Source organism: Gemmobacter nanjingensis (genome assembly GCF_014652195.1).
Lineage (GTDB): Bacteria > Pseudomonadota > Alphaproteobacteria > Rhodobacterales > Rhodobacteraceae > Gemmobacter > Gemmobacter caeni.
On the sequence record NZ_BMYI01000021.1, the window covers coordinates 14,279 to 34,908 of the forward strand.

A 20,630-nucleotide genomic window follows, 5' to 3' on the forward strand; every position below is an offset into this window, starting at 1 on the left:
AGGGCTGGGAGAGTGGCTCCCGGCGCCTGTCACGGGAGATAGCCGATGGGTGTTGTGGAAGTTCTGGATTCGGTCGCACCGACGCGGACTGGTGGCTGGAAAGTGGATGTGAGCCGGGGTGAGCGGAATGGGCGGGTTTCGTCCGAATGGTTCAACCGGCCCGATGACGAGCGGTATCTGTCGCTCGATGATCTCTGGGCCAATGTGAAGGCTCGGTCGGAACGCAGCCGCAGCCGGGTGGTGCAGACGGCGGATATCCGGGTCGAGGCCGCGCGCGACACCCCCGAGCGGTTGCACCTGATGCTGCCGAAAGCGCATGAACCGGTGGCACCGACGCACTGGGCCTTCGGCCAGCTTGCCAGCATCGTCGGCGCACCGGTCTCCTACCTGCGGCAGCTGCCCGCGCCGCTGGCGGGGATCAACCTGCAATATGGCCTGACCAACCACCGCGCAGAGCAGGTGAAGACCTTCGAGACGGAAGACGGCCGCACCGAACTGCGCGCTGTGACCGGGCCGGACTACGGCCGCATCCATGACCATGAGCTGGTCGAGGCGGTTCAGCGCATCGCGGGCAATGGCACGGGCGACACGCGCTGGAAGGTGCCGGGCGTGCTTGACTGGTCGACTGGGGTCTACAACCCCGATGTCGAAATCAGCCGCGACACGACCACGCTCTATGCTTCGGACCGCGATGTCTTCCTGTTCCTGGTCGATGATCACAACCCGATTGAGGCGGGCCGCCTGCCGGACGGCTCCCCCGATCTCTATTTCCGGGGTTTCTACTGCTGGAACTCCGAGGTGGGCGCGAAAACCCTCGGCATGGCGAGCTTTTATCTGCGGGCCGTGTGCCAGAACCGCAATCTCTGGGGCGTCGAGGATTTTCAGGAGATCAAGATCCGCCACTCGAAATACGCGGCCTCGCGCTTCGCGCATGAGGCCGCGCCCGCGCTGACGCGGTTCGCCAATTCCTCGCCGCAGGGCTTCGTGAACGGCATCAAGGCGGCGCGGCAGCTGATCGTGGCGCGGACGGACGAGGACCGGGATGACTTCCTGCGCAAGCGCGGCTTCTCTAGGCCCGAGTCTGCCAAGATCATCGAGAAGGTGCTGATGGAAGAGGGCCGCCCGCCCGAGAGCATCTTCGACTTCGTGCAGGGCATCACGCGGCTTGCGCGCGACAAGACCCAGCAGGATGCCCGCCTCGACATGGAAGGGCGGGCCAAGAAGCTTCTCGATCGGGTCGGCTGACGGGGACCCCAACCTAGCGACCACCCGCACGCGTGGCGGGCGGTCTTCCTTCCCTTCTATTCGCTCGCCTCTGGCCTTGCCCCTGAAGGGGCAGGTGCTTGCAGCGTGCGCAATTCAGCGAGACCCCCATGACCCCCCAAGAAGAAACCGTTATTCTCGAAGCCCGGGACATCCTCGGCCGCTACCTGAGTCAAAACCCAGTCATCGGCAGTTGGCAGGCGCTGATGGACTATTGCGCCCTGACCGTCCGCGGTCCGATAGAGCGCTTCCACGTCCTCTATCTCGATCGCAAAAACCGCATCATCGCCGATGAGCTTCTCTCGACCGGCACGGTTGACCATGTCCCGGTCTATCCGCGCGAGGTGATCAAGCGGGCGCTGATGCTGAACGCCAGCGCCCTGATCCTGATCCACAACCACCCATCAGGTGATCCGGCGCCCTCGGAGGCCGATCTCGGCATGACCAAGGAGATCCAGAAGGGGTGCAAGTATCTCGGGCTGAGGCTGCACGACCACATCATCGTGGGGGCAGGGTCCGAGGTGAGCCTGCGGGCCTTGGGCAAGATCTGACGCTTGCTATGACCAAATCCTGCCGCCCCTTCGAGGAAGAGGGCGGCGGTTTGGGCTTTGACGGTTTGAGGTGGGGAGAATGGCTTCCCGCGCCGTCGGAGATCCCGACATGTTTGACCATTCATTTCCGGCACCGACTGCAGCACTCCCGAACCAGCTGCCGCCAATGTTTGTCAACGCCGCTGCAGATACCAGCTTGGCCTTTGCCCTGACCACGCCCGACCACAGCCTGGTGGCTGCGATGTCTGGCACCGCGCGACCTCTGGTGCTCGACCGCTTCGCGTCACTCGCCGAGGCCATGCGAGGTGCTATCGTCTTTGTCGATCAGTTTGCCTTCGATGCGCGGCCGCCAATGCTGGCCATCCTTGATCGTGATGACCGTCTGGTTTTGGCCGGCGCCGCAACCGACGGCGCAGTGGCGTGGTGCCATCCGGTGATCAGCGCCGCGGAGGCCCGGGCTGTGGTGACTGAAGCCAGCCAGTTGCGGGCGCAGGCAAGCCGCGCCGCCGACTGGAAAGAGCATGGTCTTTCGCAAAGGCTGCGGCAGCGTGCCGACCTTCTGGAGGCGCGGCTGGTTGATCCGCTTTGGCGCGCCTTTGCTACCCGTGCGCTGCAGGTCGCCGCATGACGCCGCAGAGCGAGAGGAGGGAAGGGGGGTCTTACGAGCTGTGCGGGGCGAGAGAAATCGCGCCCGCTGGCTTTGCCCCTTTCCCCCATTTCCGGAGATATCCATGACGCACGTTGAACCCACCCTTGCGGCCCCGATGCCGCCGTCCAGCATCGACTTCGCGCAGGTCTTTGCCGAACAGGCCGAACGCAGTGCACGCATCGATGAGCTGCGCCCCGCCAACCGGGACCGATTGTTCGAAGGCTTGAGCGCCGCCGGGATCACCCATGTCACCGTGACCTTCGACGGCGAAGGGGACAGCGGCCAGATTGAAAGCATTGGCGCATGGGCGGGCGACAAGGCTGTTGACTTTCCCGCTGTGGAAATCCCCTACGCCGCGCTGACCTGGGACAATCCTGAGGTCGAGATGCGCCAGCTGTCGCTCGAGGATGTTGTCGAGCAGCTGGCCTATGACTTTCTCGCCGATGCCCACGGCGGTTGGGAAAACAACGACGGCGCCTATGGCGAATTCTGCTTCGACGCTTCCGCGCGCAGCATCCACCTCGAGTTCAACGAACGGTTCACGTCGTCTGAACTCTTCACCCATGAATTTTGAGGGGGCAGCAATGGCCCATCCATATCACCACGCCCTGTCTTCGGTGAAGAAATGGGGCGGTACCGTTGATGATTACCAGGCCATCCACGCTTGGTTTGATAGCTCAAAAGCCCACTGTGCAGACTTTCGTCACCGCGCGATGTTTCATCATTCGGCTGGGATCTGGCTCTCGGAGGCAATCTTTGGCCCGACGATCACGCTCTCCACCGGCCGGATCATTCCGACCCGTTGGGTCGGAGAGCAGCATGTGCGGGAGGACCTCGGGTTCATCCCTAGTTTCACGGACTGGTTGAAACCTATTCGGCCTGAACCGTGGATGGGCCGCGCCGAGAGGATCGAAACCCTCGTCGATCCGCATCTGGCTCCGCCTGTCGTGGAGGTCCGCTGAAATGTGCCGGGCCTATCAAGACCTGTGCGTGCCGCCGGAGGCGGCGAACCTGATGGTTCTGCGCGTGGCGATCCGGCGCCTGCACCCCGACACGCTCGCCGTCCGCAGCTGGCGCGCGGCGCGCAAGCGATATTACCGCGATCTCCTCACCGCCCATCAGGCGGCTCAGGACCAGCCGAGCGTGCAGCCGGACTGACGCCCGCTTCAACTACCAAATCGAAATTTCCATCTCGCTCGGCCACGGAGGCCGGGCGTCCTCGCATCTGGAGGGCCCAATGGCCGATTATTTTGCCCACTTCTCCTGTCTGCTCGACGTCGGCACGCCCGAAAGGGCCGCGCGCGCGATCGGCTTTTTCGCCGCCCTTCGCGACGACGATGATAAGTCGGAGGAACCGCAGTTCCACGGCTTTGACTTGTCGCTTCAGGACGGCCAGAAGAGCGGCGTTTTATGGATCCACGACGACGAAAGCGGCGACGTCGAGGCCGTGACCGCGTTCATCCTGCGCTTGGCGGAAGAGCTCGATCTGTCTGGCCTCTGGGGCTTCGAGCATTCCAACACATGTTCTCGTCCGCGCCTGGACGCCTTTGGCGGTGGCGCACATCTGATCGACCTCGGAGCGCGAAAGGTCATCGGCTGGGTGAATACCCAGACATGGCTGGCCGAAGTGTTGAACGGGGAGGAACTCGAAGCCTTCTGTAATGGGGCCAGTGCAGTCAATGGGTAATATTCAACAAAAGGCCCCCTCGAGGCTGAGCGCTTCGAGGGCATGGCTAGGCGGAACGGATAAGTCCTGGCGGTCACCCCCTCTGGCGCTTTCGATACCGTTCCATCGATTGTGATCCTACACCGGTTCGCGCTTCTGTCCGTGGTCGACGCAGTGGTCGCCAACTTGATGCTGGTTCAAAGCGGTCTCCGCGCGCCTATCTGAGATACGTGCTCGGAGCAGAAGCTTCGGCTACAAGGCATCGGGCGGCGTCGTCGGAAACCGCGTCCTGGTGAGGACCTCGATGGCCGGTTTTCAGGTCGGCCAGTTCGTTGTTTTCAGTCGCGGCAACTTGGCTGGCTTTAAGCCATCCTGGCAGCCTGGAATTCGGTGTTGTCGACCCACATGCGATGCAGAATCACACCCATCCTGCGGGCCAGAGCGACCGCGGCCCGCTTAACGCCACGCCGACGAACAACCCGCTCCGCCCATGCGCGCAACCAAGTCGGCTTTTTCGAGCGATGGATCACCACGGTGGCAGCTTGATACAGTGCGGTCCGCATATCCAGATCGCCAGCTTTGGTGACACCGCCGATGATATCCGTCTCTCCGGATTGGTAGCGACGAGGTGTCAATCCAATTGATGGGCCAACATCTTTCGACCGCCGAAACCTGCCGGGGTCATCGATGGTTGAGCGGACGGTCAATGCGACGACCGGACCAATTCCGGGCATCGTCATCATCAAGCGACAAACTGGATCCTCGCGGGTGATGTCTCGTGCCAGGCGTTCAAGGCGCACAAGCTCGCTGCGCAACGCAGCTCGAGCCCTGAGCATCGGTTCGATTGAAAGCTGGATGAGCTTGTTGCCATCGGTCAATTCGCGAACACGGTCTTCAAAGCTGACTTTGCCAATCCGACCAAGTCGAAGTCCGAAATTGCGCAGCATGCCCCGAATAGACATCTCGATGTTGATAGCGGCGTCTTGCACGGATCGGCGTGCACCGAGAAGCACCCTAAGCTCCTGCGCGGAAAGCGACTTGCAATGGACTGGCCGGAACCAACCCATCTGCAGCAAGCGGGCCAGGCCAGCAGCATCGCGGCGATCGGTCTTTACCGGCGCAGCTTTCAAGGCGGCTTTTACTTGCCGGGTCTCCATCAGCACCACCGGCAGTCCAAGGTCGGTCAAAGATTTATGAAGCCACTGGGACAAGGGTCCGGCTTCGATACCGATCGCTTCTACCACTCCCGGCATATTCCTGATGCAGGCGTTCAATGCCCCGGGGTCACTCGCGACTTTCGTTTCCTTCACAAGCTTGCCGTGTTCGTCCACGGCGCAAACCGCAGAACTTTCGAGAGATACGTCAATGCCAACGAAAACACCCATAGATCACTCCCCTCTTGATCCCAATGACAGGCAGCCTGAATCAAGCAACGAAGCGCCCGAATTTCCCAGCGGGAAAAGTTCTGGATCCGCTTCAGCCCCGGGCAGCCACCCCATTACGGCATCTGACATCATCTGCACCACCGTCTACCAGTTCCCGGAACTGTCCGATGCGGCCAAGGAGAAAGCCCGCAGATGGTATCGCGAGGCTGCGTTCCACGACGATTGGTGGGATGTGGTCTATGATGACTTCGAGCGCATCTGCGACATCCTCGGGGTCAGCCTGAAGCGCCGTTCTGTTCGGCTGATGGGGGGCGGCACCCGGCAGAAGCCCTGCATCTGGTTTTCGGGGTTTTCGTCACAAGGGGACGGTGCTTCCTTCGAGGCGACGGTTGGACACGCCAATGGCTCCGCGCGCGAAATCCGCGCCTACGCCCCGCAAGATCAGATCCTGCACGGCATTGCCGACCGCCTGCAGGCCGCTCAGCGGCAGAACTTCTATCAGCTCAGTGCCGATGTGACCCACCGCGGGCGGTACTACCACGAGTATTGCATGAGCATCGACGTCTCGCGCGACAGCCCTACGGGTCAGCCACCTACCGCGGGCAGTGAAGAGACCGTTGTGGAGACGCTGCGCGATCTCGCCCGTTGGCTCTATCGGCAGCTTGAGGCCGAATATGACCATCTGACCTCGGACGAGGCCGTCGAGGAGGGGATTGTTATCAATGAATACACCTTCACCGAGGGAGGGCGGCGCTTCGGGTGATCGCGGTGGCCAAGATTTCTTTCGCCATCATCTGAGCGCGGCCTTGAAGGCCAAGAAATCCCTCAGACACCAGCAATTTCTCGGTTACCGTGTCAACAAGCTTCGGGCTCATGCTTTCGGTGACCCGAAGCGCCTCCAGACAGGCATCCGGAAACCTCGAGCATGCCTCAACGACATAGTTGGTACCCATAGCCTGGGCTACTGCTGCAATGTCGAACATATCCCGCGGCTGCAGGTGCGATCCGCGGAACACCACTTTCTTCGCGAGGATTTCAGCGGGCGTCTCGAGCCTGACGTTTCGTCCGCGAATTTCGGAAACAACAAACGGGCCCTCGGTGACCGGGTCGCAGCAGATGAAATCGATCTCACCGATACCGTCGAACACGATCTTCAAAGCGCGGGTACCATCGGTTTCGTAATCGCTCGGCGCAAGCGCCAGATCGTAGTCTTGCGTCTCAGGGTTCAGATAGGGGAGATACTGGGCATCGTCGATGAAGAGATCGATGTCGTGGCTTTCGCGATGTTTGATTTGAAGCATAAGAGCAGTGCCGCCGCCAAAGCTCCAGCCGTTCATCCCGATGCCCTTGGCGTTAGCCTGATCAATGATTGCCATTGCCATGTCGAATAGCTCAGGCCAGCGGCTCGGCAGAGGCGTATTCATTCAGACCGCGAGCGGCAGCTGAAAACCGGCGAGGACAGAGAATTTCTTGGCAACTTGGGTGACCGCGTCCTTGCTCACACCCATCTCGTCGATGAACGATTGCTGCAGTTTGGGCGACACTTCGGACAGGAAAGCGAAGACGCTGCAATCGTAGGAATCGGCACTCTTGAGATCGGCGATCTTTTCAGCAAGCTGCGCAGCCGTCACCAGCACGCCGTAAGGCGCGCTGACTGTCGACATCACCTTTGCGGCAACCGAGGCCATGGCATCAACTCTGTGCAGACTTCTATTCCATCAATGTAGTCGATGTCCCTCAACAAAGCAATAAAGCCCCATCTGCGCTGGTTTTCACCTGTTCCCGTCGATCCACTTCGACATCAGGCCCTTGTCGCGGAAGCATTCATCCGGGACAGCGCGGCGCTTGATGCAAGCGAGACGCTCAGCAAAGGCGACCTGCTTGGATGACGGCAGCTGGTCGAGCGCGGAGACCGGTTTCAGCCTGGCCTGCGCATCGATCCAGGAACTCAAAGCTCGCCGATCCTGCTGCACCTCCCAAGGTAGCAACGTCTGGTTGCGCAGCGCCAGTGACCGCGCATAGGCGATCTGCTTGGGCGTCACGGGCAGGGCAAAGGTCGTGGCTTCCATGGGATATCTCCCTTGTGGCGTTGAATTTGTATATAGAACATTACAGGAACAAAATCAAGCCGCGCATCCGTAGTTCCGGGGTTTGAAAGGCAGAGGGGAGCGGGAAAGGGCTAAGCCGAAGGGGGACAGAGAGAGTGCCCCGCCGGTTTGTCCTTGTCCCAATCCGGAGAACCCCGATGACGTTTCAGACTTCTGTTGCAACCGCGCTGTCGCTGGTTGCCCCGCTGCAATGCCCCGACACCGCCGACGCTATTTTGATCGTGGCGCAATCCCTGCAGCCGGATCTGGCGCAGGGTTTTCAGATTGACGCCTTGCGCCTGCGCGTTGAGATGGAGCGCGCCTTTGGCGGCTCCGATTCCGACGGTGCCTGGGATTGGAAGCTCGCCTATGAGGCTGGCGAGGTGGCGCTGGTCCTGTTCCTGCGGAAGTTTGGCCGCGCGCTGCTGGCCCGTGCCGGCTCGCCTGCAGCACTGTTGCCCACCCTCGCCAAGGTGGCAGGCCTCTTGCCCACGCACACCCGTCGCTCGGAAGAAATGGAGCGCTTCCAGCAATTCAGCACAACCCTGCCCATAGGGCTGGCGGCCTTGGCGGCGGCACAGATCACGCCCCGCGATCTGGTCCTCGAGCCATCGGCCGGGACCGGGCTTCTGGCGATCTTTGCGGAGATCACAGGCGGCAGCCTTGCGCTGAACGAGTTGGCCGACACTCGTGCCGACCTTCTGCGCCTGCTGTTCCCGGGCTGCCCGGTCACTCGCTTTGACGCCGCACAGATTGAAGATCACCTCGACACGAGCTTTCGCCCGAGCGTCATCCTGATGAACCCGCCCTTCTCGGTGGTGGCCCATGTCGATACCCGCACCACCGAGGCGACGGCCCGACATTTGCGCTCGGCCCTCGCGCGTCTGGCCCCCGGCGGACGGCTCGTCGCCATCACAGGGGCTGGTTTCGCGCCCGATGCGCCCACCTGGGTGGAAACCTTTGCCCGCCTAACCGAGTCCGCGCATCTGGTTTTCACCGGCGGGGTGTCCGGAGCCGCCTTCGCCAAGCATGGCACCACTTTCGAGACCCGGATTTCGGTCTTCGACAAATGCCGTGGTGGCGAAATGGGTGGTGTCACGGCTGACTTGCGCCAGCTGGCCTCTCCGGATGTAGCGCATCTCCTCGCCCGGATCACCGCCGAAGTTCCGCCGCGTCTCGAACTGGAACAGGTCGCAACAGCAAGTCAGAGCCGTTCTTCCCTCTTCCCGGGAAACTCTGCCCCCTCCACACGCAAGGCCATCGGAATTTCTCGCGCGACTCCGGTCGTCCAACCGGCCCAAACCATCGCGGCGATCGAGGCTGAAGAGCTCGCCTACACCCTGCGCGAGGAGCGCGAGAACGATGATGCCGCGCGCCTTTCGGATGCGATCTACGAGACCTTCCGCCTGCAGGCGATCGATACCCCCGGCGCGGTTCCACACCCGACCAAGCTCGTGCAATCGGCGGCCATGGCCTCGGTCGCGCCCCCAAAACCCAGCTACCGCCCGAAGCTGCCCGTTGCCGTGTTGCGCGATGGCCTTCTCTCCGACGCGCAGCTCGAGACAGTGATCTACGCGGGCGAAGCGCATACCGGCCATCTCGCAGGATCCTGGAACGTCGATGAGACCGGCGACATGGTTTCGGCCGCGGCGGAAAATGCCGCTAACGCCATCCGCTTCCGCCGCGGATTCTTTCTTGGCGACGGCACCGGCGCGGGAAAGGGCCGCCAATCCGCCGGGATCCTGCTCGACAACTGGGCGCAGGGTCGCCGAAAGGCGCTCTGGATCTCCAAGAGCGACAAGCTGCTGGAGGATGCGCAGCGCGACTGGTCGGCGCTTGGCCAGGAGCGCCTGCTGGTGACCCCGCTATCGCGCTTTGCGCAAGGCCGCGACATCCCGCTTTCTGAGGGCATCCTCTTCACGACCTACGCCACACTGCGGTCCGAGGAGCGAGGGGCCAAGAAATCCCGCGTCGACCAGATCGTCGATTGGCTGGGCGCGGATTTCGACGGGGTGATCCTGTTTGACGAAAGCCATGCCATGGCAAACGCTGCAGGATCGAAAAGCGAGCGCGGCGATACGGAAGCGTCGCAGCAGGGCAGGGCGGGCCTGCGCCTGCAGCACAAACTGCCGAATGCCCGCGTGGTCTATGTTTCGGCCACGGGGGCGACGACGGTCCACAACCTCGCCTATGCGCAGCGGCTCGGCCTTTGGGGAGGGGAAGACTTCCCGTTTGCGACGCGCGGGGAGTTTGTCGAGGCCATCGAGGCGGGCGGGGTCGCGGCCATGGAAGTGCTGGCCCGAGATCTCCGCGCCCTCGGCCTCTACACCGCGCGGTCGCTGTCTTACGATGGCGTCGAATATGAGATGCTCGAGCACGCGCTGACCCCGGAGCAGCGTGCCATCTATGATGCCTATGCCGGGGCTTTCGCCATTATCCACAACAACCTCGCCGCCGCGATGGAGGCGGCCAACATCACTGGCGAATCCGGCGGCACGCTGAACCGCCAGGCCAAGTCCGCCGCCCGCTCAGCCTTCGAGTCCGCCAAGCAGCGTTTCTTCGGTCACCTTCTGACGTCGATGAAGACCCCCACGCTGATCGCGTCCATCGAGGCCGATCTGGCGGCCGGACATGCCGCCGTCATCCAGATCGTCTCAACCGGCGAAGCGCTGATGGAACGCCGCCTGTCGGAAATCCCCACCGAAGAATGGAACGACATCCGCGTCGACATCACGCCTCGGGAATATGTTCTGGACTACCTCGCCCATTCCTTCCCGGTTCAGCTCTACGAGCCCTTTACCGATAGCGAGGGCAACCTCTCATCCCGGCCCGTCAAGCGCGACGGCCAGCCGGTGGAATGCCGCGAGGCCGCGCGCCGCCGCGATGCGCTGATCGAGCATCTGGCCTCGCTGCCGCCGGTGCCCGGGGCACTGGATCAAATCGTCCAGCGCTTCGGCACCGATGTCGTGGCCGAGGTCACAGGCCGCTCGCGCCGCATCGTGCGCAAAGGCGAAGGGCATGCCGCGCGGCTTGTGGTCGAATCCCGGGCGGGCTCGGCCAACCTGTCCGAAACCGCCGCCTTCATGGACGACCAGAAGCGCATCCTGATCTTTTCCGATGCCGGAGGCACGGGGCGCAGCTATCACGCCGATCTCGGGGCCAAGAACCAGCGCCTGCGCGTTCACTACCTACTGGAGCCCGGCTGGAAAGCCGATGCGGCCATCCAAGGCTTGGGCCGCACCAACCGCACCAATCAGGCGCAGCCGCCGCTTTTCCGGCCGGTGGCCACCGATGTGAAGGCTGAGAAGCGCTTCCTTTCGACCATCGCGCGCCGCCTCGACACGCTCGGCGCCATCACCCGCGGTCAGCGCCAGACCGGCGGGCAGGGGCTGTTCCGACCCGAGGATAACCTCGAGTCCCCCTATGCCCGCGATGCGCTGCGCCAACTCTATCGCCGGATCTATCGCGGCGATGTGGCCGGCTGCTCGCTCGGGGCCTTCGAGGATGCGACCGGCCTCAGCCTGACCGATGACAACGGGCTGAAGGATGACCTCCCACCGATCACGACCTTCCTCAATCGTCTGCTGGCGCTGACGATTGCGATGCAGGGCATCCTGTTTACTGCCTTCGAAGAGCTTTTGGCGCAGCGCATCGAAGGCGCCATCGCGACCGGGGTCTATGACCTCGGGCTCGAGACGCTGCGCGCCGAGAGCTTCCGCGTCACGGATGCGCGGGTAATCTACACTCATCCTGGCTCCGGTGCCGAAACCCAGCTTCTGACCATCGCAGAAAAGCGCCGCAATTCGCCGACCTCCCTCGCGGATGCTCTGGACTGGCTAGATGACCCAAAGGCGCGGCTTCATGTCAACAGCCGCTCGGGCCGCGCCGCGTTGCAGGTGCCTGCCACCAGCCTGATGCTGGATGATGGCACGATCGAGCCCCGCTTGAGGCTGATCCGGCCGACCGAGGCGAGCACGGTTCCGGCCAGGATCTTGGAAGACACCCATTGGCTGGAAGCCGACCGCACGGCCTTCGCCGCCGCCTGGACCGCGGAACTGGCCGAGGTGCCGGAGTTCTCGGAAGCCACGCTGCATATCGTGGCTGGGCTCTTGCTCCCGATCTGGAAGCAGCTTCCCCAGGACGAAACCCGCGTCTACCGGCTCCAAACCGATGACGGCCAACGCATCATCGGTCGCCGTGTCTCACCCGCCTGGGTCGCGACCACGCTTGCCGACGACGCGCCAAAACTCACGGCGGCGCAGGTCCATGCCCTCGTTCTGGAAGGCAAGACCGTGGTGCGGCTGGCTGAAGGGATGGAGTTGCACCGCTCGCGCGTCATGGGCGTCAACCGGATTGAGCTTTCCGGGTTCACGGAAGCGCAAAAAGACCGCCTCAAAGCCGATGGCTTCTTCTCGGAAATCATCGCCTGGAAGCTGCGCCTCTTCTGTCCGACGGATTCCGGCGGTGTGAAAGTGCTCGATCACCTGCTTGCACGTTTCCCCCTCCAGGGTCTAAATGCACGCAAAGGTTGTTAATCGTGTGTGCCATGTCATTGGAAACAGAAGAGATACTGCGAGACCTTTCGCAAAATGCCGAAAGCGTTTGCCGCCACTATCTTCCCGCCGGGAGGCGGGAAGGTTCTTACTGGATGGTCGGCGATCTGCAGAACAATCCGGGGAGATCGCTGTTTGTCAGGTTGACGGGTCCGACATCAGGGGCGGGCGCTTCTGGGAAATGGACCGATTCAGCAACCGGCGAACATGGTGATCTCCTAGACATCATCCGCGAACGCACGGGGATCACCCGCTTTCCCGATCTTCTGAATGAGGCTCGGGTGCATCTTGGCCGTCCGCAGCCGATTCTTCCGGATGCCAATTCCCCGCGCAGCCGAAAATCCCCCTCGGGTACGCCAGCAGCAGCGGCGCGCTTGTTTGCGGCTTCGCTGCCTTTGGCGGGTTCTTTGGCCGAGGTCTACTTGCGCACCCGGGGCGTCACCCAAGCAGTGCCGAGTGCAACCCTGCGCTTCCACCCGAAGTGCTGGCATCGGGATGAAGGCCAGACCAAGCCCATCCCCAGACCAGCGCTAATCGCTGCGGTCACCGATGGGGCAGGGGCCTTGCAGGGCGTGCATCGCACTTGGTTGGCACCTGACGGACAGGACAAGGCTGCTGTCGACACGCCGCGTCGGGCTATGGGTCACCTTCTTGGCAATGCCGTCAGGATCGCTCCTGCAGATCACACCCTTGTGCTGGGAGAAGGCATCGAGACCATGCTGTCTGTCCGCGAGGCGGCACCTTCTTTGCCCGTCTGGGCGGCGCTCTCGTCGGGTCACCTCGGAGCCGTCCTGCTGCCGGAAGGGTTGCAGCGCCTCTTCATCGCCATCGACCGCGATCCGGCGGGGCATCGCGCGGCGGAAAGGTTGACTGCCAGAGCAACCGAGGCCGGGATTGCCGTACAGGTGCTTGAGCCACGTCTCGGGGATTTCAACGACGATCTCCGTGTCCACGGCGCTGAAGCGCTGCGTCAGCATCTGGCGCAGCAGATCGACCTCAAGGATCTGCATCGGCTGACGATCTGAACTCTCTCAAAACGCAAAAGCAGTCAGGGAGCGGGGCAGGGGGTCAAGCATCGCTTGAGGAACTGGGTCGCGTCTTTCTCCTCTTCCTGGCTGTCGAACCCGCCCGACACCCGCACGTCCTTCAAGAGATGGGCAGGCGGCCGTCAAAGGGGCCGCCCCTTCAAGGACGGGGGGCAACTGATTTCCGCCGCGGGGGACGAGCCCCCGCTTTGCATCGCGAAGCAAATCAGCCGCCCCCCGTCCTCCTCCACATGCGTTCCGGCCCCGAAGGCGGGGTGAAGAGGCGTCCCCTTCCACGGCTTTCGCAGCCCATGAAGGCCGCGCGGGATGTCGCGCAGGCCCGAGCAGCCGGAGGCAAAAGACCATGACGACCCAATTCCAGAGCGAAGATTTCGACCGCAGCGCCGCCCTTTCCCAGACCGCTTGGGCGCTTCAGGAGCTTCAGCTCTACGGCACCCGTGCCTTTCAGGACGAGATCGATCTGCGCCCGATGCCGGAGCCCGAACGCCTCATCGACGCGGTCAGCGATATCTTCGATGCCCTCGTCGCAACCCTTGGCGACACCCGCATGGAACCCGACCTCGAAGAATTGCTCTGGGGTCAGGTCAACCTCTTCCACCGCGCCGCCGCCCGGACCGAACGCTTGCTCGACGACAACGAACTGGCGCAACATCGCCTGCAGCGCGAACAGGACGGCTCTGAGGTGAAATCCACCGAACTCGAGCGCCTGACGGCCGAAGGCACCAGCCTCGTTGAACGGCGGCATTGTCTCGAAGCCTTCCGCGACCGCAGCGCCGAGGCCTTTGAGCTGCACACCGGCTCAACCTGGCGTCCCCGCTCGGGCTCGATGGTGAACCATAGGCACCTGACCGCAGCGTTGATCGACAGCCGCGACTTCCTCTCCGCCAAGCGCCGCTCGGAAACCGAAGTGATGCTTCCCCAAGGCACCAAGATCGCCCTCACCGGCGGGACCGACTTCAACGATCACCGCCTGATCTGGGGCAAGCTCGATCAGGTCCAGACAAAATATCCCGACATGATCCTTCTCCACGGTGGTAGCCCCAAGGGTACCGAACTCATCGCTGCCAAATGGGCCGAGGCCCGCAAGGTCACGCAAGTAGCCTTCAAGCCCGACTGGACCAAGCACGCCAAGGCCGCACCCTTCAAGCGCAACGACGCCATGCTGGATGTGCTGCCCGTGGGTATCCTCGTCTTCCCGGGCAATGGCATCCAGGAAAACCTCGCCGACAAGGCCAAAAAGCTCGGCATCCCGGTTCTGAAGTTCGAGAAGGGGGCGTGAGCCCCCTTTGCTCATCGGGCGGGCTGTGCCTCATGCACGTGACTGGACTTGACGGAACAGAACCTATCACCCATTTTGAGGATGGCCTTCAGCACAGGCCTGTGTGTCCGCCATGCAAAGCCCAGCAGTGCTTCATCCACCTCACCCCGTTCCTTTTCGAACGGGTCTGATTAGTAGCGGGCACCTAGTCGGATCCGGGAATTGGAATGGATCATGACATCTCACGACTACCTCAAAGATCTGAAACGCATCACTAAGGACTGTGCACGCGCAAGTGGCGCGGAACTTCATGAGGTGCAAAAGCGTGCCGCACAGGCGATTGGTTTTGCACATTGGCATGCGCTCGCCAGCAAAGCGAAGCTAGGCTGGCAGCCGACAGCCGAGGACATTGCAAAGGTTGAAGGGATTTTGCGCGGCGATGAAAACTACCCCGATGAAGGGTTCATCGGGCAGCACCCCTATCAGCTTGATGATGTTCTGCGGGATACCAGGATGAGGGGGCGCGGCTGGTGTATCTTCATTGGAGAAGCGCCCTCCAGCAAACCGCAATTGCTGATCACCGATCGGCGCTTCAAGAACAACCCGATCCAGGATCCGGACTTTGTGGCCAAGGCGCTTCCCATCGCCCAATGGAAAGCAAGGCAGGTTCGAGCGGAAATCGCGCGTGACTGGCCGAGGAACTCGACGAAGCCGGACGCTGACGGTCGTGCGATGCACCCGCTCAATCATGAACGGTCTGACAAATGGTACTGCCTGCATTGCGATGGCGAGTCTTCTGGAGCCCAAATGGCCCAGAACTTGTGGCATTGCCCCTACTGCGGAGCCACGCCTCTCGACATGTTCAGTGAGCCGTTCCCCACGTCAGAACGACCTGAAACGGAAAACGACCCAGCCTGATTTTTCTATCGGCCAAAGTGACTGGCATCCGCTGGAATGCGGGTGCCAGACCTTACGCCGCGACATTTCCAGGTTTGGCGATCGGTGGACGTAACCGCATCAAGATATTCAGAAGACCATGCAAAGCCCAATTCAAAAAACCAAGGCAGAAATCCAAGCGCTCATTCAATCTCTTGCCCCGGCATCAATTGGATTGGTTGCGACGTCCCGTGATCTTGTGGCCATCGTCGACAAGCGCTTCGACTGGCAGGTTCGTGCCCATCGTTGGTACGCGGTGATTTCTCGCGGCGATCATATCCATGCTGTCGCGGACATCGATGGTCGCCGAATTTCCCTGCAGCGGTACGTCATGAAGCTTCAGTATCCGGATCGCAGCTATGACGACCTGAAGCAGATCTCATTTGAAAACAAGATCACGTTCGACTGCCGTGTTTCAAACCTTGAACATCGGGTTGGTCGCCAAGCTGTCATGCGCAATCGGCGGTCAAAGCGGAACACCTCTTCCCAGTACAAAGGGGTGATCAAGGCGCTCGGTTCGGACGGTTCCCCACGGTGGCGCACACAGATCATGGCCGAGCATGGTTCGATGGGCATCGGTGTCTATGAGGACGAAGCCTGGGCAGCAACAGTCTACGATGCTGCTGCCTACCTTCTTTTTGAAGGAGCGGCGCTATACAATTTTCCTGGCCGGTCGCCCGATCAGGAGGCGCTTCTGATCGCGGCGACCAAGATCGCCCGATATCGTGCCAAGGCCAAACGATCGAAGGGCGCCCTGGCAGAGCAGCAAATCGAGATGGAGTAGGGCGGCGCTACCTGATATGGTGGGGACGGCTATCCGGATCGCTATATGTTTGATCAACCTGCCCAGCTCGAAGTCTTTCCGACCGATCTTCAATTGAGGCGGATTGACCCGGCCTGCAACATGCGTCGCTTCTACCGTCTTAGCGTTCAGCGAGACCTTTTTGGCGGCGCTTGCCTTATTCGGGAGTGGGGCCGCATCGGGTATCGAGGTCAGGTCTTGATCGAGTCGCACGATGACGAGGGCAAGGCGATCACCGCACTCATGAAATTGGCAGCGGTGAAGCGGAGGCGGGGTTATTGCCTTCCTCCGACGCTTATCCCACCAGCAATATAGGTCTGAACCGACAACAGCGCTGGGGCACCGGTCGGCGTCAGCAATGCCTTGTTTTGACAGCCATTCCAGCTAGGGTTGCAAAAAGCACGCCGGGGCAGTTCATGTTTGACCAGATCATTTCCAAGTATGGCGCGACCGCCAAGGCCAAGCTCTCGAGCCCTGCGATCACGGGCGCTCCGGAGGACAACATCCGTGCACCGCTTGAGGAACTGATCACAGCGCTGGCAGAAACCGCTGGCCAGCAGCCCGGCTGGGTCACGCTTGTCGGCGAAAGCACCCTTTCGGCTTTGGGGACCCGACCTGATTATGCCGTCACCGTTCGCAACGCGCTGACGGGCTTCATCGAACTGAAAGCCCCGGGCAAGGGGGCCGATCCGCGCAAGTTCACCGATCCGCATGACAAGCGTCAGTGGCAAAAGCTGAAATCCCTGCCGAACCTCATTTACAGCGACGGCCAGTCCTTCAGCCTCTGGCAGAACGGCGCGCTCGTTGGCCAGATCATTCATCTCTCCGGTGATCTCGACACAGCGGGTGCCAAGCTTACAGCCCCGCAGACGCTCGTCACTCTCCTGACGGACTTTCTGAGCTGGAGCCCGATCCCGCCCGACAGCCCGCGCAAACTGGCCGAGGTTTCGGCGCGCCTGTGCCGTCTGTTGCGTGACGAGGTGTTGGAAGAACTGGAGAACGGCACTCAAAGCCTGACCGACCTTGCCACCGAGTGGCGGGGGCTCCTCTTCCCTCAGGCTGATGATGCGCAGTTCGCTGACGGCTATGCACAGGCCGTCACCTTCGGCCTGTTGATGGCGCGGGCGCAGGACATTCCCTTGGACAAGGGCATCGCCCATGCGGCCTTGGCCCTGCGCGACACGAACACACTGATCGGCACCGCCCTGCGCCTGCTGACAGACGATCCGCAGACGCAAAAGGCGCTGTCTACCGCAATCTCGACCCTGACCCGCGTGCTTCATGAGGTGCATTGGCCCACCCTGTCCAAGGGCAAGCCCGATGCCTGGCTCTACTTCTATGAAGACTTCCTTGAGGTTTACGACAACGCCCTGCGCAAGAAGACAGGCAGCTACTACACCCCGCCCGAGGTGGTGCAGGCCATGGTCCGCCTGACGGACGAGGCCTTGCGCGCCCCCGCCCTGTTCGGTCGCCATGAGGGCCTTGCCGCCAAGGATGTCACCATCGCCGATCCCGCGACAGGCACCGGCACCTTCCTTCTTGGCGTGTTGCGCAAGATCGCCGAGACGGTGGCCGATGATCAGGGCGCGGGCGCTGTTGGCCCGGCCTTGGGTGCGGCGGCGCATCGGCTGATCGGGTTCGAATTGCAGTTCGGCCCCTTCGCGGTTGCGCAGCTGAGGCTGATGGCGGAAATGCGTGCGCTGATGGGCGTTTCGGCCAGCGGTAGCGGGTCGGGCGCCAATCTGCCGCAGCCCCGCCTGTTCGTCACCGACACGCTTGGCGATCCCTATGCGGCGCAAACGCAGTTCTCGACCATGCTGGCCCCCATCGGCAATTCGCGGAAAGAGGCGAATGCCATCAAGCGGGATGAGCCGATCACCGTAGTCATCGGCAACCCGCCTTACAAGGTCGATGCGGCGGGGCAGGGCGGATGGGTGGAAAAGGGCAGCCCCGGCCGCCCATCACCGATGGACCTTTGGGCACCCCCGCCCGAATGGGGCTTGGGCGCCCATGCCAAGCATCTGAAAAACCTCTATGTGTTCTTCTGGCGGTGGGCTGCATGGAAGGTTTTCGGCTCGGGCCACGCCGAGGCGACGGGCGAGCCTGAGGTTCATCGCCCGGGGATTGTCTGCTTCATCACCGCTTCGGGCTTTCTGAACGGGCCGGGGTTTCAGCAGATGCGCGCCGACTTGCGCAAAAGCTGTTCCGACATCTGGGTGATCGACGCCTCGCCCGAGGGTTTTAGGCCTGAGGTGAATACCCGAATTTTCCAGGGGGTCATGCAAGAGGTCTGCATCGTGATGGCGCTGCGTAGACCGACAGCACAGACCGGAGAAGTAGCTCGGATTCGCTATCGCGCTTTGCCCGAAGGGCACCGCGAAGACAAGTTTTTGGCCCTTGCCGACGTCACGCTACACGATGAGGGCTGGCAAGATGGTGAGGCAAGTTTACGCGGACCATTCTTGCCCGAACGTGGCTTAGGCTGGGGTGCTTATCCGGCGTTGCTGGATCTGTTCGCCTGGTCGACTCCAGGAGTCAAAACGCATAGGACCTGGGTTATTGCGCCTGATGCTGTTTCGCTAGGTGATCGATGGGATCAACTCCGATCAGCCCGTGATCCTAAGCTGAAGGAAGACCTGTTCCACCCTGATCGTGATCGCACGCTGGACCGCAATGTGAAAGTGCCGCTCGGCCAACAGCCGCTTCGGTCAGTGTCCGTCGGCTTGGATAAAGGGCCGGTCGTTCCCCCCGTTCGATATGGATTTCGTAGTTTTGATCGCCAGTGGATTATCCCTGACCACCGCTTGCTCAGTCAGGCTCGTCCGGACCTTTGGTCTTTGGACAGCAAGTCTCAAGTCTACCTGACGGCTCTGGACGACTTCGCGCCTGAAAATGGCCCGTGCCTTACGGTTACCGGCCACATCCCAGATCAGCACCACTACCATGGACGCGGTGGTCGTGTTCTTCCCCTCTGGCGCGACGCCGCCTCGACGGTCCCGAACGTCAAGTCCGCCCTGATCGCGCATCTTTCCACCACCTATGGAAAACCCGTCACCGCGCCCGAGGTCATGGCCTATATCTCTGCGCTTCTGGCGCATCCCGCCTTCACGGCGCGCTTCAAGGAAGACCTGATCCGACCCGGTCTGCGTGTGCCAATCACCGCAGATACCGCCCTTTTCGACCGCGCCGTCACCTTGGGGTGCGAAGTGATCTGGCTGCACACCTATGGCGAACGCTTTGCCGACCCCTCGGCAGGCCGTCCCGCGGCGCCCCCTCGGATGCCCAAGGGGCAAGGCCCGACGATCCCGGTCGGCGGTACCATCCCCGGCGCGCCGCACCCCTTGCCCGACACGATGCATCACGACCCTTCCACGGGTCGGCTGCATGTGGGGGAGGGGTTCATCGAAAACGTCCCAACCGCCGTGGCCGAATATCAGGTTTCCGGCCGCAACGTGCTGCGCCAATGGTTCAGCTATCGCAAGGCCGACCGCACCCGCCCGGTCATCGGCGACCGCCGCCCGCCCTCAGCGCTGGACAAGATCCAGCCCGATCACTGGTTGCCCGAGTATACCGAAGACCTGTTGAACCTGCTGCATCTGCTTGGCCGTCTCGTCGCGCTGGAACCCGCCCAGGCCGCCCTTCTGGACGAAGTCTGCGCGGGCCCCTTGCTGACCGAGGCTTCGTTGGCTGGCGCGGGTGCCTTGGCATCGGAGCCGGTGGTTAAGGGCAAGAAGGCGAAGGCGGCGGCCCAACCCGGACTGTTCGACTGAGCAGGGCACAGCATTGGCGGTCGGCTTGCGCCAAGCTCGGTCGCGGGGGCCCTGTCCTCTTGAGCAGTCCCTGTTCGGTGCCAGTTTGGTCTATGCCGTTGCAGCCGTATGGGTCGCCCCGGCCCCCGACCTTTCCGCGATCTACCTTCCATCCAACCGCCAGACCCGTGGTGACATCGCAACGGCGTTTTCACGACGGCACCAACCATCACCCTCATGCCCATGGAACGCAAATCGCGACGTCGGCCAATGACCCTTGGGTGAAAGCGACACATTCGGCCTGTCCAATCGCTGCCTGTCCCTTTGCGCTGCACCGTTTTCGACCCGCATGTCGCTCCAATCGGGCGGGGCACTGGTGACATGGTCTCCCCACCTCTTTCCGGGTTCTTGACCCGTGGGGCTGATATGGCCGGTTGATCGTGTGAGCGGTTCTGCCCGGAAGCTTCCCGTGGTCCGGGCTGAAGGGACCATCCCTTCGACGGACAATCCCCTAAGCCTGTTCGGCCTCTGGCTCGCAACCCCGCTCAAGTCCGGGCCGTGTTGGCTAGCGTTTCTTTGGAAACGCGTCACCTGCCCGCACCACCCCGGCCCTTCGGGGGTTTCCGGCGGCTTCAAGGGCCGCCGTGCAGGCCTCGGCCGACAGGCTTCATTCGGGTCTTGTCGA

At 62.2% G+C, this 20,630-nt stretch carries 19 protein-coding genes; 15 read left to right on the plus strand and 4 right to left on the minus strand.

Features of this window, described 5'->3' with window-relative positions; genetic code table 11:
- The first annotated feature begins 45 nt into the window (after positions 1-45).
- From IE126_RS21725 to IE126_RS21755, 7 genes are all read left to right on the plus strand, one after another.
- Positions 46-1,245 (plus strand): hypothetical protein, encoded by a 1,200-nt coding sequence (locus IE126_RS21725; protein WP_029372475.1) that lies wholly within the window; start codon positions 46-48, stop codon positions 1,243-1,245.
- Between the two features lie 128 nt (positions 1,246-1,373).
- A complete protein-coding gene (locus IE126_RS21730) occupies positions 1,374-1,814 on the plus strand; it encodes a JAB domain-containing protein (protein ID WP_029372476.1) in 441 nt (146 codons plus the stop codon).
- A 109-nt stretch (positions 1,815-1,923) separates the two neighbouring features.
- Complete coding sequence (locus tag IE126_RS21735; RefSeq protein WP_010398680.1) at positions 1,924-2,442, plus strand: hypothetical protein; 519 nt, start codon at positions 1,924-1,926, stop codon at positions 2,440-2,442.
- Positions 2,443-2,545: 103 nt separating this feature from the next.
- Positions 2,546-3,037, plus strand: coding sequence for a DUF6878 family protein (locus IE126_RS21740; RefSeq protein WP_189382219.1), 492 nt, complete (start codon positions 2,546-2,548; stop codon positions 3,035-3,037).
- A 10-nt stretch (positions 3,038-3,047) separates the two neighbouring features.
- Complete coding sequence (locus IE126_RS21745; protein WP_010398685.1) at positions 3,048-3,425, plus strand: DUF6915 family protein; 378 nt, start codon at positions 3,048-3,050, stop codon at positions 3,423-3,425.
- 1 nt (position 3,426) lies between these two features.
- A complete protein-coding gene (locus IE126_RS21750) occupies positions 3,427-3,621 on the plus strand; it encodes a hypothetical protein (protein ID WP_010398687.1) in 195 nt (64 codons plus the stop codon).
- Positions 3,622-3,700: 79 nt separating this feature from the next.
- Entirely contained in the window at positions 3,701-4,150 is a 450-nt protein-coding gene (locus IE126_RS21755) for a hypothetical protein (protein WP_010398688.1), read from the plus strand.
- A 341-nt stretch (positions 4,151-4,491) separates the two neighbouring features.
- On the opposite strand, the gene IE126_RS21760 is transcribed toward IE126_RS21755, so the two are convergent.
- A complete protein-coding gene (locus IE126_RS21760) occupies positions 4,492-5,514 on the minus strand; it encodes an IS110 family RNA-guided transposase (RefSeq protein ID WP_010398690.1) in 1,023 nt (340 codons plus the stop codon).
- Positions 5,515-5,626: 112 nt separating this feature from the next.
- Between IE126_RS21760 and IE126_RS21765 the strand changes: the two genes are divergently transcribed.
- Positions 5,627-6,277 (plus strand): antitoxin, encoded by a 651-nt coding sequence (locus IE126_RS21765; protein ID WP_040602244.1) that lies wholly within the window; start codon positions 5,627-5,629, stop codon positions 6,275-6,277.
- Here the strand turns inward: IE126_RS21765 and IE126_RS21770 are convergent.
- The 3 genes from IE126_RS21770 to IE126_RS21780 form a co-directional block, all read right to left on the minus strand.
- Positions 6,249-6,938, minus strand: coding sequence for a nucleotidyl transferase AbiEii/AbiGii toxin family protein (locus IE126_RS21770; protein WP_029372479.1), 690 nt, complete (start codon positions 6,936-6,938; stop codon positions 6,249-6,251). The two genes, IE126_RS21765 and IE126_RS21770, sit on opposite strands and share 29 nt — an antisense overlap.
- Positions 6,939-7,202: a hypothetical protein gene (locus tag IE126_RS21775; RefSeq protein ID WP_010398697.1), complete on the minus strand. Its 264-nt coding sequence runs from the start codon at positions 7,200-7,202 to the stop codon at positions 6,939-6,941.
- Positions 7,203-7,286: 84 nt separating this feature from the next.
- The gene (locus tag IE126_RS21780) at positions 7,287-7,583 is read right to left on the minus strand and encodes a hypothetical protein (RefSeq protein WP_010398699.1); all 297 of its coding nucleotides are present in this window, start codon (positions 7,581-7,583) and stop codon (positions 7,287-7,289) included.
- Between the two features lie 176 nt (positions 7,584-7,759).
- On the opposite strand from IE126_RS21780, the gene IE126_RS21785 reads away from it, so the two are divergent.
- The 7 genes from IE126_RS21785 (at position 7,760) to IE126_RS21815 (ending at position 19,966) form a co-directional block, all read left to right on the plus strand.
- Complete coding sequence (locus tag IE126_RS21785; RefSeq protein WP_189382220.1) at positions 7,760-12,136, plus strand: strawberry notch family protein; 4,377 nt, start codon at positions 7,760-7,762, stop codon at positions 12,134-12,136.
- Positions 12,137-12,147: 11 nt separating this feature from the next.
- A complete protein-coding gene (locus tag IE126_RS21790; protein ID WP_189382221.1) occupies positions 12,148-13,179 on the plus strand; it encodes a DUF7146 domain-containing protein in 1,032 nt (343 codons plus the stop codon).
- A 364-nt stretch (positions 13,180-13,543) separates the two neighbouring features.
- Positions 13,544-14,479 (plus strand): DUF2493 domain-containing protein, encoded by a 936-nt coding sequence (locus IE126_RS21795; RefSeq protein ID WP_189382222.1) that lies wholly within the window; start codon positions 13,544-13,546, stop codon positions 14,477-14,479.
- A 213-nt stretch (positions 14,480-14,692) separates the two neighbouring features.
- Entirely contained in the window at positions 14,693-15,376 is a 684-nt protein-coding gene (locus IE126_RS21800) for a hypothetical protein (protein WP_189382223.1), read from the plus strand.
- Between the two features lie 118 nt (positions 15,377-15,494).
- Positions 15,495-16,178, plus strand: coding sequence for a hypothetical protein (locus IE126_RS21805; RefSeq protein WP_189382224.1), 684 nt, complete (start codon positions 15,495-15,497; stop codon positions 16,176-16,178).
- Between the two features lie 45 nt (positions 16,179-16,223).
- Positions 16,224-16,511: a WGR domain-containing protein gene (locus IE126_RS21810; protein WP_189382225.1), complete on the plus strand. Its 288-nt coding sequence runs from the start codon at positions 16,224-16,226 to the stop codon at positions 16,509-16,511.
- Between the two features lie 101 nt (positions 16,512-16,612).
- Positions 16,613-19,966, plus strand: a complete 3,354-nt coding sequence (locus tag IE126_RS21815; protein WP_229825785.1) for a type ISP restriction/modification enzyme — start codon at positions 16,613-16,615, stop codon at positions 19,964-19,966.
- Positions 19,967-20,630 lie beyond the last annotated feature (664 nt).

What these genes read in the sequence shown, in the direction of transcription:
- IE126_RS21740 (WP_189382219.1), top strand. Translation starts at nt 2,546, where the DNA reads ATGACGCACGTTGAACCCACCCTTGCGGCCCCGATGCCGCCGTCCAGC.
- IE126_RS21730 (WP_029372476.1), top strand. Translation starts at nt 1,374, where the DNA reads ATGACCCCCCAAGAAGAAACCGTTATTCTCGAAGCCCGGGACATCCTC.
- IE126_RS21725 (WP_029372475.1), top strand. Translation starts at nt 46, where the DNA reads ATGGGTGTTGTGGAAGTTCTGGATTCGGTCGCACCGACGCGGACTGGT.
- IE126_RS21760 (WP_010398690.1), bottom strand. Translation starts at nt 5,514, where the DNA reads ATGGGTGTTTTCGTTGGCATTGACGTATCTCTCGAAAGTTCTGCGGTT.
- IE126_RS21770 (WP_029372479.1), bottom strand. Translation starts at nt 6,938, where the DNA reads ATGAATACGCCTCTGCCGAGCCGCTGGCCTGAGCTATTCGACATGGCA.
- IE126_RS21785 (WP_189382220.1), top strand. Translation starts at nt 7,760, where the DNA reads ATGACGTTTCAGACTTCTGTTGCAACCGCGCTGTCGCTGGTTGCCCCG.
- IE126_RS21745 (WP_010398685.1), top strand. Translation starts at nt 3,048, where the DNA reads ATGGCCCATCCATATCACCACGCCCTGTCTTCGGTGAAGAAATGGGGC.
- IE126_RS21750 (WP_010398687.1), top strand. Translation starts at nt 3,427, where the DNA reads ATGTGCCGGGCCTATCAAGACCTGTGCGTGCCGCCGGAGGCGGCGAAC.
- IE126_RS21790 (WP_189382221.1), top strand. Translation starts at nt 12,148, where the DNA reads ATGTCATTGGAAACAGAAGAGATACTGCGAGACCTTTCGCAAAATGCC.
- IE126_RS21800 (WP_189382223.1), top strand. Translation starts at nt 14,693, where the DNA reads ATGACATCTCACGACTACCTCAAAGATCTGAAACGCATCACTAAGGAC.
- IE126_RS21810 (WP_189382225.1), top strand. Translation starts at nt 16,224, where the DNA reads ATGTTTGATCAACCTGCCCAGCTCGAAGTCTTTCCGACCGATCTTCAA.
- IE126_RS21795 (WP_189382222.1), top strand. Translation starts at nt 13,544, where the DNA reads ATGACGACCCAATTCCAGAGCGAAGATTTCGACCGCAGCGCCGCCCTT.
- IE126_RS21775 (WP_010398697.1), bottom strand. Translation starts at nt 7,202, where the DNA reads ATGGCCTCGGTTGCCGCAAAGGTGATGTCGACAGTCAGCGCGCCTTAC.
- IE126_RS21755 (WP_010398688.1), top strand. Translation starts at nt 3,701, where the DNA reads ATGGCCGATTATTTTGCCCACTTCTCCTGTCTGCTCGACGTCGGCACG.
- IE126_RS21780 (WP_010398699.1), bottom strand. Translation starts at nt 7,583, where the DNA reads ATGGAAGCCACGACCTTTGCCCTGCCCGTGACGCCCAAGCAGATCGCC.
- IE126_RS21815 (WP_229825785.1), top strand. Translation starts at nt 16,613, where the DNA reads ATGTTTGACCAGATCATTTCCAAGTATGGCGCGACCGCCAAGGCCAAG.
- IE126_RS21805 (WP_189382224.1), top strand. Translation starts at nt 15,495, where the DNA reads ATGCAAAGCCCAATTCAAAAAACCAAGGCAGAAATCCAAGCGCTCATT.
- IE126_RS21735 (WP_010398680.1), top strand. Translation starts at nt 1,924, where the DNA reads ATGTTTGACCATTCATTTCCGGCACCGACTGCAGCACTCCCGAACCAG.